The organism is Devosia sp. (assembly GCF_041917035.1).
In the GTDB taxonomy this organism is placed as follows: Bacteria; Pseudomonadota; Alphaproteobacteria; order Rhizobiales; family Devosiaceae; genus Devosia_A.
Genome location: NZ_JAYRYM010000010.1, coordinates 23,159 through 39,962, shown reverse-complemented (window position 1 = coordinate 39,962; position 16,804 = coordinate 23,159). Strand labels below are relative to the sequence as shown.

Annotated in this window: 10 protein-coding genes; all 10 read right to left on the bottom strand. The window is 67.2% G+C overall.

The window, feature by feature from the left end; all coding sequences use genetic code 11:
- Positions 1-1,938 (bottom strand): HAMP domain-containing protein (locus tag ACE3TU_RS02585; RefSeq protein WP_374619848.1); only part of this gene is annotated, 1,938 nt, incomplete at its 3' end.
- A gap of 101 nt (positions 1,939-2,039) precedes the next feature.
- Positions 2,040-4,442 carry a methyl-accepting chemotaxis protein gene (locus ACE3TU_RS02580; RefSeq protein ID WP_374619846.1) on the bottom strand — a complete coding sequence of 801 codons (2,403 nt, stop codon included), beginning with the start codon at positions 4,440-4,442 and terminating at the stop codon, positions 2,040-2,042.
- A 260-nt stretch (positions 4,443-4,702) separates the two neighbouring features.
- Positions 4,703-6,715 (bottom strand): methyl-accepting chemotaxis protein, encoded by a 2,013-nt coding sequence (locus ACE3TU_RS02575; RefSeq protein ID WP_374619843.1) that lies wholly within the window; start codon positions 6,713-6,715, stop codon positions 4,703-4,705.
- 250 nt (positions 6,716-6,965) lie between these two features.
- A complete protein-coding gene (locus tag ACE3TU_RS02570; protein ID WP_374619842.1) occupies positions 6,966-8,966 on the bottom strand; it encodes a methyl-accepting chemotaxis protein in 2,001 nt (666 codons plus the stop codon).
- A 229-nt stretch (positions 8,967-9,195) separates the two neighbouring features.
- A complete protein-coding gene (locus ACE3TU_RS02565; protein ID WP_374619840.1) occupies positions 9,196-9,618 on the bottom strand; it encodes a F0F1 ATP synthase subunit epsilon in 423 nt (140 codons plus the stop codon).
- 96 nt (positions 9,619-9,714) lie between these two features.
- Positions 9,715-11,157 (bottom strand): F0F1 ATP synthase subunit beta, encoded by a 1,443-nt coding sequence (gene atpD, locus ACE3TU_RS02560; RefSeq protein WP_374619837.1) that lies wholly within the window; start codon positions 11,155-11,157, stop codon positions 9,715-9,717.
- 20 nt (positions 11,158-11,177) lie between these two features.
- Entirely contained in the window at positions 11,178-12,059 is an 882-nt protein-coding gene (locus ACE3TU_RS02555) for a F0F1 ATP synthase subunit gamma (RefSeq protein ID WP_291388854.1), read from the bottom strand.
- A gap of 11 nt (positions 12,060-12,070) precedes the next feature.
- Positions 12,071-13,606, bottom strand: coding sequence for a F0F1 ATP synthase subunit alpha (gene atpA, locus ACE3TU_RS02550; RefSeq protein WP_374619834.1), 1,536 nt, complete (start codon positions 13,604-13,606; stop codon positions 12,071-12,073).
- Positions 13,606-14,166, bottom strand: coding sequence for a F0F1 ATP synthase subunit delta (locus ACE3TU_RS02545; protein ID WP_374619831.1), 561 nt, complete (start codon positions 14,164-14,166; stop codon positions 13,606-13,608). Before ACE3TU_RS02545 ends, atpA begins: the two co-directional genes overlap by 1 nt.
- 421 nt (positions 14,167-14,587) lie before the next feature.
- Complete coding sequence (locus tag ACE3TU_RS02540) at positions 14,588-16,768, bottom strand: primosomal protein N' (RefSeq protein ID WP_374619829.1); 2,181 nt, start codon at positions 16,766-16,768, stop codon at positions 14,588-14,590.
- Between the last annotated feature and the right edge of the window lie 36 nt (positions 16,769-16,804).

The window sequence follows — 16,804 nt, the reverse complement described above, 5'->3', positions numbered from 1 at the left end:
GATATCGTCGATGAGCCCGATGATGTTGCTGATCTTGCCCGAGGACGCCGTGATCCGCTCCATCGCCTCGGTGGCGCGGTTCATCACGACGCCGCCCTCGGTCGCGGTCTGGCTGACCGCGCGGGCCTTGGCGCTCGCGGCTTCGGCGCGCTTGGCATTGTCGCCCACGGTCTGGGCGAGCTGGCTCATGGCCGTCGAGGTTTCCTCGATGGTCTGGCCCTGCTTGCTGGTGCGGTCGTTGAGATCGTTGGCGCCAGACAGCATCTCGCCGGTCGCGGTCTTGAGCGTGCGCGAGGTGTGGCGCAGGCCCTGGATGGTTTCGCTCAGCGTGTCGCACACATTGTTGGTGTCGTCGCGCAGGCGCCCGAAGGCCCCTTCATACTCGCCCACAACGCGCAGGCTGAGATCGGAATTGGCTAGCGCCGACAGCACGTCGCCGGTTTCGGTGAGGCCGCGATCGACCGTCTCGACCAGATTGTTGACGCTGTCGGCCAGGCTGTTGAGCTCGGCATCGGGGAAATCGGCCGTGACGCGCCGCGAGAAATCGCCGCGCACCGCCGCATCCACCACCTGGCCGAAGGAGCGCTGCAGGTTGCGCATCATCAGCGCCCTCTCTTCGCGGTGACGCTCGGATGCGGCGCGCTCGTCCTCGGACATCGCCTCGACCTGCCGCGCATTGGCGCGAAACACTTCGACCGCATCGGCCATCTCGCCGATCTCGTCGCGCCGGCCGGCGTAGCGATTCTCGACGTCGAGGTCGCCCTGCGCCAGTTTCTTCATCCCGGCGGTGAGGGCCGTGATCGGCCGCGTGAGGCCGCGCGAGAACAGCAGACCGGCAAGGCCGACAAGCGCCAGCAGCGTGCCGCCCACCAGCAGCATGCTCTGGTATAGCCGGGCGACCGGCGCGAAGATCTCGTCGCGATCCATCACCGCCATCACCGCCCAGCTCTGCGTAGCCGTGATGTCGGCCGGCGCGGCGGCGGCGATGACGCTGCGGCCGCGGAAGTCGTTGGAGCCGGTCTCGGTCGGCACGCCCCAGATGGCCTCCTTGATGGCGTCGTCGAACAGCGTCGGCTGCAGCATGTCGTTCTGCGGCGTAAAGCTCGAATCCGAGCGCGCCAGCCCGTCGGGCGCAACGATGATCGTGTCGCCCGTGGCCCCGAGGCCAGAGCGGTAGGAGATCACCGCACTCTGCTTTTCCGCTCCGAACGAGATGGCGAGCACGCCGGTGAGCGCGCCGTCATCGTCGAGCAGCGGCGTCGCGAGGAAGGCAAGGAACTCGCCGCCCTGCGGCGCGTAGGGTGAGAAATCGACGAACGCGACACCATCGGACGTGGTCTGCGCGGCGGCGGCGCGGAACGCCTCGCCGAGGCCGGAACTGGCGAGCGGATCGGCGCTGCCGGCGGCGAAATTGGAGGCGAAATCGTCCGCCTTGGTGACCGAATAGACGAGATTGCCCAGCGCATCGAAGAGATAGAGGTCGCGGTAGCCGTTCGCCGTGATCTGCTCGCGGAATACCGGCTGGTAGCGCTTGTGGTTCTGCGTGTAGTCGGGCGGCGCGCCCTTGGGTACGTCGGTGGCGAGCCGCTCGGCGGCATCCATGCCCGAGAACACGCCCTTGAGCGTGGTCGAGGCGTTCCCTTCGCCGCCCTGCAGTTCCATGCCCTGCCAGCCCTGCGCCATGTTGTTGGTCGCGGTCCGCGTCGCGGTGGCGCGCCCGGTCTTGGTGAGGTCGAGCTGCACGGTCTGCAGATAGGTCGCCAGCTGGTTGGCCCGCTCGAAGGCGATGGTGGCAAGCTGTTGGCGCGCCTGGCTTTCGAGCGCGTTCGAAGCGATCAGATAAGAGGCGATGCCGACACCGGCGGCGACCACGATGGCCGAGCCGATCAAGGCCAGCGGCAGTTTCTGCGAAAGCCGTAACGACGGAACGAGCTGCATGACGAGACCCCCGGCTGCCGTCCGCTGGCGCGGACGGGCAATGTCGGGCGGGAATGCTAGGCCCGCATGGCTAAGGATCGGTTACGGAGAACTGCGTGGCCCTAGAACTCCGCCCAATCCTTGTCCACGGCGGCGTTGCCCTCGCGCAGATATTGCTGCCGGGCGGCGGGCTTGCTGCGGGGAGCCGGCCCTCGGACCGGCGTCTCCCGCGCCGCGGCCCCCCCGGCAATGCGGAACACCGCGACCACCTGATCGAGCTCGGTGGCCTGCGCCTCGGTCTGCTCGATGGCCGCATTGGTTTCCTCGACCAGCGCCGCATTGTGCTGGGTCATCTCGTCCATCTGCCGCACCGCGACATTGACCTCGGCGATGGCGGACGCCTGCTCGCTGCTTTCGCGCGCAATGCCTTCGAGCAGGCTACGGTTGTTGCGTACGGCCTCGAGCACGCTGCCGAGCTTGCGCGCCGCATCGGCGACGAGCTTGGAGCCGGCCGCAACTTCGGTGCCCGACTGCTGGATCAGCGCCTTGACGTCGGCGGAGGCGCTCGCGGCCGACTGGGCGAGGCGGCGAACCTCGACGGCGACCACGGCAAAGCCCTTGCCGGCATCGCCCGCCCGCGCCGCTTCCACCGACGCATTGAGCGCCAGCAGATTGGTCTGGAACGCGATGTCGTCGATGAGCCCGATGATATTGCTGATCTTGGCCGAGGACTGCGTGATGCGCTCCATGGCGCCATTGGCGAGGGTCATCACCGCGCCGCCCTCCTCGGCCGCCGTCGTCACGTCCGACGCATCGCGCGAGGCTTCGCGGGCGCGCTCGGAATTGGCGAGCACCGTCTGGGAGAGCTGCTCGATGGCCGCCGACGTCTCCTCGATGGTTGCGGCCTGCTTGGTGGTGCGCTCGCTGAGATCGTTGGCACCCGAGAGGATCTCGCCGGTCGCCGTGCGCAAATCGCGCGAGGTGGTCTTGAGTTGGCCGACAATGGCGGTGAGCTTGTCGGCCACCGCATTGGTATCCTGCTTGAGCTGCGCGAAGGCGCCGCGATAGTCGCCCTGCATGCGGCGGGTGAGGTCGGTATCGGCGAGCGCGCCCAGCACCGAGGCGGTCTCGGCGATGCCGCGGTCGACCGTCTCGACCAGATTGTTGATCGAGGTGGCGATGGCGCTGAGCTCCGGATCGGGGAACTCGGCATCGACGCGCCGGCTGAAGTCGCCGGCAACTGCGGCGTCGACGACGGCGCCGAACGCTTCCTCGAGCCCCTTCATCATGGCGCTGCGCGTTTCCTGGTCGCGGATGATGCGGATGGCTTCCGCTTCGGTCATCTCGGCGACCTTCTGGCCGTTCTGGCGGAACACTTCGACGGCGCGGGCGAGCGTGCCCACTTCGTCGGTACGCTGCGTCTCAGGCACGGCGACGCTGTAGTCGCCCTCGGCCATGACGGTGACAGTGCGGCTCATCTTGCCCAGCGGACCGCCCACCAGCCGCCCGACAAGGACGAACAGCAGGGCGCAGGCGATCAGCACACACAGCCCCGCCAGCGCGATGATAGTGGTGCGGCCCTCATTGACCGTGGCCTCGAGCGTCGCCAGCGGGACGCTCGAAATGGCGACCCAGCGATCGGCGGTGCCGCCGGCGCTGAACGGCACGGCGATCAGCCGGACCGGCTCGCCGCCGGCGCCGATCGTCGTCGCCTCCTCGGATTCGTCGCCTTGGAGCGCGCGCTCGACGATGCTGCGCGCCGGGTCGGACGCCTCGAGCACCTTGCCGATCAGCGTCGCATCGGGATGCGCCACGACGAGACCCGAGGTGCTGACGATGATGACGCTGCCGGTACCGAACGGCTTCACCGCGGACACGCGCGTATTGATGTTGTCGAGCGCCAGGTCGATGCCGCCGGTGCCGATATAGGTGTCGCCCGCCATCATCGGGGCGCCGAAGGACATCATCAGCGTGTCCTTGCCGCCCACGAAATAGCTGTAGGGCTCGATGGCGACGGTGCGGCCGAGCGCCTTGGGCTTGAGGTAGTAGTCGCCGGTGCCCGGCTCGTCATAGCCCATGAGCACTTCCCGCACGATCGAGCCGGAGGCGCGGTTCCAGTAGACGACGTAGCGGCCGGTGGCGTCGTAGCCCGGCTGGTTGGCGAAAGCAGCGTCGTTGCCGTCGAGCGCATTGGGCTCGAGCCCGGCCCAGGTCCCCAGCAATTCGCCGTTGCGTTCGAGGAAGCGGTTGAGCGCTGCGTCATAAGCGGCGCGGTCGGTGACGCCGGCCGCGTGCAGCGCTTCGAGCGCGGTCACCACCCCCTCGGCCGAGCGCTCGGCATGCATCAGGCCGGACGACACCGACTCGGCGATGCCGCTGGTGGTCTCGGTCTGCAGCTGGCGGGTCTGCGCTTCAATGGTGCGCGACACCTGCTGGACGAGGACCGTCATGCCCACGGCAAACACCGCCGCGAGGCCAATGCCGCCAAAAAGGGCGACCTTGAGGGAAAGGGAATTGATACGCATGCTGAAAATTGGCTCCAAAGTGCGCTGGCCTGCACTCGCCGAATCTGGAGCCGAACGGGGGAAGCCGCACTTCGCCGCAGTCAAGACCAGTCCGTAAGTGCATTCCCGAGAGCAGAGATAACGTTGGCACGTTAAGACCGAGTGAACGCCGTTCTATTCTGTCGGCGGTCAGAACGCTGCACGGTCCGTCGCGATGGCGGCGCCGGTCTCCTCGACCAGCGCCGCATCGTATTGAGGACCTGAGATAAGTCGTCCGGCTGTCAGAACTCCGACCAGTCCTTGTCGACAGCCGCGTTGCCGTCGCTGGCGAGATAGGTCCGCGCCGCGGACTTGATCTGCTCCCGCGGTGCCCGCGCCTCGCGCCGCGCCGGCTGGGCGGTGCGGGCCGGCTGGTCGGCGATGGTGAAGATGTCGACGATGCGGTCGAGCTCGGCGGCCTGTGCCTCGGTCTGCTCGATGGCGGCATTGGTCTCCTCGACCAGCGCCGCATTGTGCTGCGTCATCTCGTCGAGCGAACGCACGGCGACATTGACCTCATCGATCGCCGAGGCCTGTTCGCGGCTTTCGCGCGCGATGCCCTGCAGCAGTTCGAAGTTCTTGCGCGCCCCCTCGAGCATGGCTTCGAGCTTGCTGGCGGCTTCCGCCACCAGCTTGGAGCCACCGGCCACTTCCGTGCCCGACTGCTCGATCAGTGCCTTGACCTCGGAGGACGCGCTCGCCGCCGACTGCGCGAGGCGCCGGACTTCGACCGCGACGACGGCAAAGCCCTTGCCGGCATCGCCGGCGCGCGCCGCTTCTACCGAGGCGTTGAGCGCCAGCAGGTTAGTCTGGAACGCGATGTCGTCGATGAGGCCGATGATGTTGCTGATCTTGCCCGACGACGCCGTGATCCGCTCCATGGCCTCGGTGGCCGCCAGCATCACCTTGCCGCCCGCTTCCGCCGTGTTGGTGACCGACTGGGCGCTGGCGCTGGCTTCCTGCGCGCGCGTGGCATTCTGCGCCACGGTCGCGGCGAGCTGCTCCATCGTGGCAGACGTCTCTTCGATCGTTGCCGCCTGCTTGGTGGTGCGTTCGCTGAGATCGTTCGCACCGGCAAGGATCTCGCCGGTCGCGGTCTTGAGCGTCCGCGAGGTGCCGCGCAATTGCTGGACCACGTCGGTCAGCTTGTCACCTACCGCGTTGGTGTCGGCCTTGAGCCGCGCCAGTGCGCCGGCGAACTGGCCGTTCATACGCTGCGTGAGATCGGCCTCGGCCAGCGCCGAGAGAACCTGGCCGGTTTCCGAAATGCCGCGGTCGAAGGTCTCGACCAGATTGTTGACGCTCTGGGCGAGGCCGTTGAGCTCGGCGTCGCCCAGGTCGGTATGCACGCGCTTGGAGAAGTCGCCCAGGATCGCCGCACCGACGACGGTGGACAGATCGGCGTTGAGCGCGCTGGTCCGCTCGACACGCGTGGTGTTGGTCGCGGCCGCCGCGTCGGCGACCTTGGCCAGTTCCGCCCGGTTCTGTAGCACGCCGCGGAACACATCGAGCGCGCGGCCGATCTCGGCGACTTCGCGGATGGCGCTGCGCGCGATCGGCGCGACATCGAGGTCGCCGCCCGCAAGCTTGGTGAGGCTGCTGGTGGTACCCGCGAGCGGCCGGGCGATGAGGCTGCGTGACAGCACGGCGATGGCGCCGGCGAGCACAAGGAAGATGGCGAGACCACCCCAATTGGCGATATGCGCCATGGTGGCATTGGTCGCGGCGGTGGCCGCTTCACGGGCATTGGCCGCTTCGATGGCGTCCGACACGTCGGACATTTTGCCCTCGAGCGCCTTGAAGCTCGCGTCGAACGCACTCAGCTCCTCGCGGGCGCCCAGGACGTCACCGCCGATCGCCCGGTCGACAATGTGAGCCGCCGCCGTGATGTAGGCATCGAGCGGCTCGCCGAGGGCGGTGACGGCGCTGCGGATATCGGCCGGCAGCGAAAGCTCCTCCTGCGCGGCGATCGCCGCACGGAACGTACCGCCATACTCATCGACCTCGACACGCGCATCTGCCAGCATCGCGCTGTCGGCGATCGCCGCGGCGTACATGGCGCGAAACACGACGCCACGCATGCTGTCATGCATCATGTCGGCGGTCATGTGATCGCGCATCGAGCTCATCAGCGTCGCCGACTCGGCACCGCTGCGCTCGAAGCTCTGCGACACCCACAGGCTGCTGCCAGCGATGGCGAGGCCAACGGTTAGAACGACGATCGAGAGTCCAGCGGCGATCGCGCCGAACCTCATGGAGAATCCAGACACGCTAAGTGAGCCGCGATCGGACGCGGCGACTGCCGAAAAGCTCAAGACGGTAACCCCCAGTGTGACGCTGACACCGCTGTTTGCGGTGGATGTCACCCGGCGACTGGGGATCGCATGCGGAGGAAGACAGGCCGCACGCGGAACATGGCGGGCCAGCATCCGGCCCAACCCCAGTCGTTCGAGTGCATTCCCGCCTTCGACTATCGCCGATCAGCGTTAACCTACGGTAAAACGCTTAGAATTCGGCCCAGTCGAGGGCCGCGTTGCCGTCGGCGAGGTACGTCTTGGCGGCTGCCTTGGTTCGGATCGACTTCGGCGCGGCGGCCGCAGTCCGCGGTGCCGGCGCGTGGGTCGCCTGCTGCTCCTCGAGATGGAAGATGTCGACGACCTGGTCGAGCTCGACGGCCTGTGCCTCGGTCTGCTCGATGGCCGCGTTGGTCTCTTCCACCAGCGCCGCATTGTGCTGGGTCATCTCGTCCATCTGACGGACGGCGACATTGACCTCGGTGATGGCGGTGGCCTGCTCGCGGCTTTCGGCGGCGATCGACTCGAGCAGCGCGTGGTTGCGCTGCACCGCCTCGAGCATGCCCGTTAGCTTGCCCGCCGCATCGGAGACGAGACGCGAGCCCGCCGTGACCTCGCTCGCGGACTGCTCGATGAGCCCCTTGATCTCGGACGACGCTTCCGCCGCCGACTGTGCGAGGCGCCGCACTTCGACCGCGACCACCGCAAAGCCCTTGCCCGCCTCGCCGGCCCGCGCCGCCTCGACCGAGGCATTGAGAGCGAGGAGGTTGGTCTGGAAAGCGATGTCGTCGATGAGCCCGATGATGTTGCTGATCTTGCCCGACGATGCGGTGATCTTCTCCATCGCCTCGTTGGCGCGGACCATCACACTACCGCCTTCGGTCGCCGCCGTCGTGATGTCGGCCGCGCTGACCGACGCCTCGCTGGCGCGCTCCGAATTCTTGAGCACGGTCTCCGCGAGCTGCTCCATCGCCGCCGACGTTTCCTCGATCGTCGCCGCCTGCTTGGTGGTGCGCTCGCTGAGGTCGTTGGCGCCGGCGAGGATTTCGCCCGTCGCCGTCTTGAGGTCGTAGGAGGTCTTCTTGAGCCGGCCCACGATCGCCGTCAGCTTGTCGACCACCGCATTGGTGTCGTCCTTGAGACGACCGAAGGCGCCGCGATAGTCGCCCTCCATCCGACGGCTGATGTCGGCCGCGGCAAGCGCCGCCAGCACGTCGCCCGCGCCGCGCAGGCCGCCATCGACGGTTTCCATCAGGGTGTTGAACTTGGTCGCCAGCACTTCGAGATCTGGCTCTGACGAGCCGGTGGGGAGGCGCTTGGAGAGGTCGCCATCGACGGTGGCGCTCACCACATCGTCAAAGCCCGACTGGAATGTCTCCATCGCGGCGGCACGCGCCCGCGCCCGCTCGATGCCCTCGCGCTCGAGCTCGCTGAGCTGCGCGACCTGAATGGCGTTCTCCTTGAACACACCGACGGCGGTAGCCATCTGGCCGATCTCGTCAGTTTTGCCCAGGCCCGGGATTTCGACCTTGAGGTCGCCCTGCGCGAGCCGCCCCATCGCCGCGGTCATCGCCGCAAGCGGCCGCACCACATGGCGTGTCGCGATGAAGATGGCGGTGGCGGTGCCGGCGATGAGACCGAACAGGATGACGCCGAGCACGCTGGGCAGGACGATCGACTGGAAGCGCGCAAGGTCGGCATGCAGCGCGTCGAAATCGGCCTGGTCCTTCTTGACCACTTCGTCGATCTCGGCCTGGTAGGCCTTGCGGTTGGCGCGGTTGGCCTCGTTGTTGCCCTGCTCGTTGGCGAGCGCCGGATCGATCGTGCCCAGTCGCGCGGTCTCGGCGCGGAAGGTACGGAACTCGGCTGTGCGGGTGACCACCTGCTCGAAAGCCGGCAGGTCCTCGGCCTTCACCAGCGGACGCCAGGTGGCGAGGTGCGCATCGATCTTGTCGAGCGAAGCGAGGATGCCGTCGCCGAACGGCTTGGCCTGCTCAGTGGTATCGGAGGCATAGATGCCACGCGCATCCATCACCACCGCGGTGACGAGGCGGTTGAGATGCTCGCCATTGAAGGCGCGGGCGGAAGCCGCCTCGAGCTCATTGACCTGACGCGAATAGACATTGGTGATGTAGACCGCCATGCCGCCAATACCGACGATGACGAAGCCCATGACAGCAACGATGAGCAGTATCTTGGTCCGCAATTTCATAATGTGACAGTGTTCCCGCGCGCACGTTCGGCCGCGCCCGATGCGAAGCGCGGCGGTTGATGTCAGACGCCGGCAAAATCAGCCCGGCAGATCCAGTGAGGCATTCCCGCCGCAAGAAATCGCACGGCCCCCGTTAAGGAGCCGTGAAGCATGTCTGAGGATGAGCGCCGCCGCAAAAAGCAAAGGGCGCCCGGAGGCGCCCTCGATACCGCTCGGCGAGCGAATGGTATCAGTGGGCGGTCTGGCCCACCGTGCCGGCTTCGAGCAGCAGGTTCTTCCACTGGTCGATCTCGGTGCGCAGGCGATCCTGCTCTTCGGCAGTCGTCGCCGCTTCGAGCGCGGTCATCCCGCTCGCAATGAGCGCCTCGATCTCGGTGCGGTTGAAATCCGCCACCGGGCGGGCTTCCTCGGCGAGAATGGTGAGGCCGGTCGGCGCCACGTCGGCAAAGCCGCCGCGCACATAGAACACATGCGCGACATTGGCCTGGTCGGTGACCGTGATGAAGCCCGGCTTCAGCGTTGTCATCAGCGGCGCGTGGTCGCCCAGCACCGTGAAGTAGCCCTCCGCTCCCGGCACGATGACCGAGCGAGCCTGCTCGGACAGCACCAGCCGCTCGGGAGAGACGATCTCGATCTTGACGCCTTCGGCCATCATTCAACTTAGCAAATAGCGAGCAGCGAATAGCGAATGGTCGCCAACCGCCTGTTACCCCTATTCGCTACTCCCTGTTGCGCTGTTCGCTTCTGGTTAGGCCGCGGCCGCGAGCTTCTGGGCCTTCTTGACGGCATCATCGATGGTGCCGACCATGTAGAAGGCCGCTTCCGGCAGGTGGTCGTACTGGCCGTCGACCAGACCCTTGAAGCCCTTGATGGTGTCTTCGAGCGCCACAAACACGCCCGGGGCGCCGGTGAAGGCTTCGGCCACGTGGAACGGCTGGCTCATGAAGCGCTCGACCTTGCGAGCGCGCGCCACGGTGAGCTTGTCCTCTTCCGAGAGCTCGTCCATGCCCAGGATCGCGATGATGTCCTGCAGCGCCTTGTAGCGCTGGAGGATCGCCTGCACGGCACGGGCCACGTCGTAATGCTCCTGGCCGACGATGTTGGCGTCGAGCATGCGCGAGGTCGAGTCGAGCGGATCAACCGCGGGGTAGATGCCCTTCTCGGAGATGGCGCGGTTGAGCGTCGTCGTCGAGTCGAGGTGGGCGAACGAGGTCGCCGGCGCCGGGTCGGTCAAATCGTCGGCGGGCACGTAGATGGCCTGCACCGAGGTGATCGAGCCCTTGTCGGTGGTGGTGATGCGCTCCTGCAGCGCGCCCATGTCGGTCGCCAGCGTCGGCTGGTAGCCCACGGCCGAGGGGATACGACCGAGCAGCGCCGACATTTCGGCGCCCGCCTGGGTGAAGCGGAAGATGTTGTCCACGAAGAACAGCACGTCCTGGCCCTGGTCGCGGAAGTGCTCGGCGACGGTGAGGCCCGACAGCGCCACGCGGGCACGGGCGCCCGGCGGCTCGTTCATCTGGCCGAACACCAGGGCGCACTTGGAGCCGGCGGTCGAGCCGTTGTTCTCCTTGGGGTCCTTGTTCACGCCGGACTCGATCATTTCGTGGTAGAGGTCGTTGCCCTCGCGGGTACGCTCGCCCACGCCGGCGAACACGGAGTAACCGCCATGCGCCTTGGCGACGTTGTTGATCAGCTCCTGGATCAGCACGGTCTTGCCCACGCCGGCGCCGCCGAACAGGCCGATCTTGCCGCCGCGCGCATAGGGGGCGATGAGGTCGACGACCTTGATGCCGGTGACGAGGATCTGCGCTTCCGAGGACTGCTCGGTGAAGCTGGGCGCTTCCTGGTGGATGGCGCGACGCGAGGCGGCGCCCACCGGGCCGGCTTCGTCGATCGGCTCGCCGATCACGTTCATGATGCGGCCCAGCGTCTCGTCGCCGACCGGCACCGAGATGGCGGCACCGGTATCGGTGACGACCGCGCCGCGGACGAGACCTTCGGTCGTGTCCATCGCGATGGTGCGCACGGCGTTTTCACCGAGATGCTGCGCCACTTCGAGCACCAGGCGGTTGCCGTTATTGGTGGTCTCGAGCGAGTTCAGAATGGCCGGGAGATGGCCGTCGAAGGTGACGTCCACCACGGCGCCGATGACCTGGCTCACACGCCCGACGGGCTTTCCTGCTTCTGCCATTTTGGACCTCTTGTTCCTGCTTAGAGCGCTTCCGCGCCCGAAATGATTTCGATGAGTTCTTTGGTGATCTGCGCCTGACGCTGGCGGTTGTAGACGAGCGTCAGCTTCTTGATCATGTCGCCGGCATTGCGCGTGGCATTGTCCATGGCGCTCATCTGCGCGCCGTAGAAGGACGCGGAGTTTTCGAGCAGCGCACGGAACACCTGCACCGAGATATTGCGCGGCAGCAGGTCGTTGAGGATCGCCTCTTCGTCCGGCTCGTAGTCGTAGTTCACGCTCGAGGCCCCGGCCGCTTCGGCGGGCGCCGCGAACTGCGCCGGGATGAGCTGCAGGGCCGTCGGCTCCTGGCTGATCACCGACTTGAAGGTGGCAAAGAACAGCGTCGCCACGTCGAACTCGCCGGCGGCGTACATGGCGAGGATCTTCTCGCCCACGCTGGCGGCGTTGACATAGCCGAGCTGGCGGACTTCGCGGAACGAGATCGTCTCGATGATCTTGTCGGCGAAGCTGCGCTTAAGGATGTCGTTGCCCTTGCGGCCGACGGTCAGGATCTTGACCGTCTTGCCCTCTTTGAGGAGCTGGTTCGCCCGGTCGCGCGCGAGGCGCGCGATCGAGGAGTTGAAGCCGCCCGCCAGCCCACGCTCGCCGGTGGCGACCACCAGCAGATGGACCTGATCCTTGCCCGTGCCGCCCAGCAGCGCCGGCGCATCGGGACGGCCCGCATAAGCGGCGCCGAGCGAGGCGAGCACATTAGTCATGCGCTGCGCATAGGGGCGCGCGGCCTCCGCCGCCTCCTGCGCGCGGCGCAGCTTGGCGGCGGCCACCATCTGCATGGCCTTGGTGATCTTCTGGGTCGATTTGACCGAGGCGATCCGGTTCTTAAGGTCCTTTAGCGAAGGCATCGCGCGCTTTCTTAGGCCGTGAAGGTCTTCTTGAAGCCTTCGATCGCTGCCTTGAGCTGCGTGCGGAGGTCGTCCGACAGCGCCTTCTCGGTGGCGATCTTGCTGAGGATATCGGCATGCTTGGAGCGCAGCGCCCCGAGCAGCGCCTTCTCGAAGGCACCGACCTTGTTGACCGGCAGGTCGTCGAGGTAGCCCTGGCCGCCGGCAAAGATCACCGCGACTTCTTCTTCCGGCTTCAACGGCGAGAACTGCGGCTGCTTGAGCAGCTCGGTCAGGCGGGCGCCGCGGTTGAGCAGGCGCTGCGTGGCGGCGTCGAGGTCGGAACCGAACTGCGCGAAGGCAGCCATTTCGCGATACTGCGAAAGTTCGCCCTTAAGCGAGCCGGCCACCTGCTTCATCGCCTTGATCTGGGCGTTACCGCCCACGCGCGACACCGAGATACCGACGTTCACTGCCGGGCGGATGCCCTGGAAGAACAGGTTGGTCTCAAGGAAGATCTGGCCGTCGGTGATCGAAATCACGTTGGTCGGAATGTAGGCCGACACGTCGTTGGCCTGCGTCTCGATCACCGGCAGCGCGGTGAGCGAGCCGAGGCCGTGGTCTTCGTTGAGCTTGGCGGCGCGTTCGAGCAGGCGCGAGTGCAGGTAGAACACGTCGCCCGGATAGGCTTCGCGGCCCGGCGGACGGCGCAGCAGCAGCGACATCTGGCGGTAGGCGACGGCCTGCTTGGTCAGATCGTCATAGGCGATCACGGCATGCATGCCGTTGTCGCGGAAATACTCGCCGATGGCGGCGCCGGTCATGGGCGCGAGGAACTGCATCGGGGCCGGATCGGAGGCCGTCGCGGCGATCACGATCGAATATTCGAGCGCGCCATTGTCCTCGAGGATCTTGACGAACTGCGCCACGGTCGAGCGCTTCTGGCCGACGGCGACGTAGATGCAGTAGAGCTTGTCCTGCTCCGAAGCGCCCGACGCATGCGCCGGCTTCTGGTTGAGGAAGGTGTCGAGGATCACGGCGGTCTTGCCGGTCTGGCGGTCACCGATGATCAGCTCGCGCTGGCCGCGGCCGATCGGGATCAGCGCGTCGATGGCCTTGAGGCCGGTCGACATCGGCTCGTGCACCGACTTGCGCGGCAGGATGCCGGGGGCCTTGACGTCGACGCGGCGGCGTTCCTTGGCCTTGAGCGGGCCCTTGCCGTCGATCGGGTTGCCGAGCGCGTCGACCACGCGGCCGAGCAGTTCCTTGCCCACCGGGGTGTCGACGATCGAGCCGGTCCGCTTGGCGACGTCGCCTTCCTTGATGCCGCGGTCGTTGCCGAACAGCACCACGCCGACATTGTCGCTTTCGAGATTGAGCGCCATACCCTTGATGCCGCCGGGGAACTCGACCAGCTCACCCGCCTGCACGTTGTCGAGACCATAGACGCGCGCGATGCCATCGCCGACGCTCAGCACCTGGCCGACCTCGGAGACCTCGGCTTCCTGGCCGAAATTCTGAATCTGCTCCTTGAGGATCGCAGAGATTTCCGCGGCTTTGATATCCATTATCCGACCTCTTTCATCGCGATCTTCATCGCCGTGAGCTTGGTTTTAAGGGAGGAGTCGATCATCTGGCTGCCGACCTTGACCACGAGGCCACCGATCAGGCTGGGATCGACATGTTCATTGAGCGTGACCGACTTGCCGATCCTGGCCTTGAGCGTCTCGGCCAGCGTCTTGACCTGGGCCGGGCTCAGCGCGGTGGCGGACGTGACCTCGGCGGTCACCTCGCCGCGCGCGGCGGCCGCCCTGTCGCGGAACGCCGAGATGATCGCCGGCAGCGCGAACAGCCGCCCGTTGCGCGCCACCACCCTGACGAAGTTGGAGACGGTCGCGTCGGCCTTGGCCTTGCTCAGGATCGCCGCGATCGCGTCGGCCTTGGCGTCGGCGTTGATCACCGGTGAACGCAGGAACCGCGAAAAGTCCTGACTGTCGGCGGCAAGCGCGGCAATGGCGACCAACCCCTGCTCCACCGTGGCGACCGAGTTACTTTCCTCGGCCAGTTCGAAGAGCGCCGACGCATACGGCCGCGCGATCTGGGTAAGCACTGAATCCTGCGCTGCCAATGCCCCGTCACCCTCGTGCTGCGCAACCCGAACCCGGCCAGAGATTGGTCGCCGGAGGCTGCTGTCGCTTATGATTATCCGCCGGGCAAGGCCGAAGGCCCCCGGAATTCGCGGCCCCCTCTAACACGCGATCCGGGGCATCGCAAGGCACCGGGCAAGGAGTCTTTCTGAGAGATTTGTCGCAGGGGAAAGGCCTGCTGGCCGGAAGACCGGCGGGCGGGACGAGCGGCGGTCATTCCGGCGGGCGGAAAGCCTCGAAGTGGCCCATGAGCGGGTCGTCGTACGACCATTCGCCATCTCTCCCCGCGCCTGCTTCCGCGCGAAGGCGAGGACGTCAGAGGCGGCCTGGTCCGGCAGGACCGTTGGGCTTGTCGGCGGGCGCCGGCCTGTCGCGGCCGCGCCATAGGCACTTGTTCAGCTCTCACATGAAACTCTGCGGGTCGATATCCACCTGCACGCGGAGGTTCCCCGTCGCCTTCGGCCCGTTGTCGAGCCAGAACCGCACATAGCCGGAGAGGTCGAAATCCTTGCCCGACTGCGCGAGCAGCCGCACCCGGTGGCGGCCGCGGATCATGGCGATCGGGGCGTCCGCCGGGCCGAACAGTTTCAGCCCCTCGGCCATCGGCGCCGCGCTCAGCAGCCGACGCGCGAACTCGAAAGCCGGGTCGTGCTCGTTGGCCGAGATGATCAGCGCCGCCAGCCGGCCGAACGGCGGCAGCCCGCCGGCCTCGCGCGCGGCGAGTTCGTGGGCGTAGAACGCCTCGCGGTCGCCTCGGATCATCGCCTGTATCACCGGGTGGGTCGGGTGGTAGGTCTGCAGAAACGCCTTGCCGGCCCGGCTGGCGCGCCCGGCCCGGCCGGTCACCTGGGTGAGGATCTGGAACGTGCGCTCGGCGGCCCGAGGGTCGCCGCGGTCGAGCCCGAGATCGGCGTCCAGCACCCCGACCAGCGAGAGCTTTTCGAAATGGTGCCCCTTGGCCACCAGCTGCGTGCCGATGATCAGGTCGTACTCGCCCGTCTCGATCTCGGCAAAGCGCTGCTTGAGCTGGGTGTGCGAGCCCATGTCGGAGCTGAGGATCACCATTCGCGCGCCCGGAAAGCGCGCCGCCGCCTCCTCGGCTACCCGCTCGATGCCCGGCCCGATGGCGATCAGCGAGTCGTCCGCCCCGCAGGCCGAACAGCTTTTCGGCGTGCGCTGCTCGTGCCCGCAATGGTGGCACATCAGCACGCCGCGGAAGCGATGCTCGACCAGCCAGGCCGAGCAATCCGGGCACTGGTACTGGTGGCCGCAGCTCTTGCACAGCGTCAGCGGTGCATAGCCGCGCCGGTTGAGGAACAGCAGCGCCTGCTCGCCCCGGTCGAGCGTCGCGAACACCTCGCGGGCCAGCCGCGGGGCGATCCACTGCCCCTTGTCCGGCGGCTCCTCGCGCATGTCGATCGGGCTGATGTCGGGCAGCGCCGCCTCGGCGAAGCGCGAGGTGAGGAGCACGTGCTTGTATCGCCCCTGGTTGGCATTGTTGCGGCTCTCGACCGAGGGCGTTGCCGAGCTGAGGATCACCCGCGCGCCCGCGAACCTGGCGCGCACCACGGCCATGTCGCGGGCGTGGTAGTTCACCCCGTCCGACTGCTTGAAGGCCCCGTCGTGCTCCTCGTCGAGGACGATCATCCCTAGCTCGTGGAACGGCAGGAACAGCGCCGAGCGTGCCCCCACCACCGCCCGGATGGTGCCATCCGCAACGCCGCGCCAGGTCCGGGCCCGCTGCACCGGCGTCATGTCGGAGTGCCACTCCCCCGGTCGGGTACCGAAGCGGCGGGCAAAACGCGTCAGGAAGGTATTGGAGAGCGCGATCTCGGGGAGCAGGATCAGGGCCTGTCGACCGGCGCGGAGCGTGTCGGCGACTGCTTCGAAGAAGACCTCGGTCTTGCCGCCGCCGGTGACGCCGTCAAGCAGCGCCACGCCGAACCGGTCGACCTCGAGCGAGCGGATCTGGTCCAGTGCCGCCTGCTGCTCGGCGCTGAGGGTCGGGGGTGCCGCGTCCGGATCGGGCCGCAGCACGATCGGTGGCGGCGGCACCTCGAGGCGCTCGATCGCCCCGGATCGCTCGAGGCCTTCGATCACCGAGGCGGAGACGCCACTTGCGCCGACCAGCGCCGCCTTGGCCCAGGCCTCGCCGTCCATCAGCAGGTCCAGCACCTTCTCGCGCGAGCGGGTCAGTTTCTCCGGCTCGAGTCCGGTCGCCCGGAACGCCGTCACCGCACGCTCGGGCTCGAGCGCCTCGCTCGAGCGCAGCACGCTGCGCAGCACCAGGCCGGGCGGCGACAGCGTATAGCGGCTGACCCAGTCGACCGTGCGCAGCAGCTCCTCGCTGAGCGGCGGCACGTCGAACACCCGTTCGACGTCCTTGAGCCGGTTGTGGGCGAAATTGTCGGCGGGCGCGCCCCAGACGACGCCGAGCGTCGACCGTCCGACCAGCGGCACCGCGACGATCGAACCGCGCACCACGCTGAGGCCCGCCGGCACCCGGTAGCTGTACGGCCCCTCGACCGATACGCCGACCATCACCGCCACGATGTCGGAAAGCTCGCCCGGAAGATCCTGCATGGTACCCGCTTTGTTCACGGGCAATCTAGGCGGCGC

Coding starts and splice junctions, on each gene's coding strand:
- ACE3TU_RS02580 (WP_374619846.1), bottom strand. CDS start 4,442: ATGCGTATCAATTCCCTTTCCCTCAAGGTCGCCCTTTTTGGCGGCATT.
- ACE3TU_RS02575 (WP_374619843.1), bottom strand. CDS start 6,715: ATGAGGTTCGGCGCGATCGCCGCTGGACTCTCGATCGTCGTTCTAACC.
- ACE3TU_RS02570 (WP_374619842.1), bottom strand. CDS start 8,966: ATGAAATTGCGGACCAAGATACTGCTCATCGTTGCTGTCATGGGCTTC.
- ACE3TU_RS02565 (WP_374619840.1), bottom strand. CDS start 9,618: ATGGCCGAAGGCGTCAAGATCGAGATCGTCTCTCCCGAGCGGCTGGTG.
- atpD (WP_374619837.1), bottom strand. CDS start 11,157: ATGGCAGAAGCAGGAAAGCCCGTCGGGCGTGTGAGCCAGGTCATCGGC.
- ACE3TU_RS02555 (WP_291388854.1), bottom strand. CDS start 12,059: ATGCCTTCGCTAAAGGACCTTAAGAACCGGATCGCCTCGGTCAAATCG.
- atpA (WP_374619834.1), bottom strand. CDS start 13,606: ATGGATATCAAAGCCGCGGAAATCTCTGCGATCCTCAAGGAGCAGATT.
- ACE3TU_RS02540 (WP_374619829.1), bottom strand. CDS start 16,768: ATGCAGGATCTTCCGGGCGAGCTTTCCGACATCGTGGCGGTGATGGTC.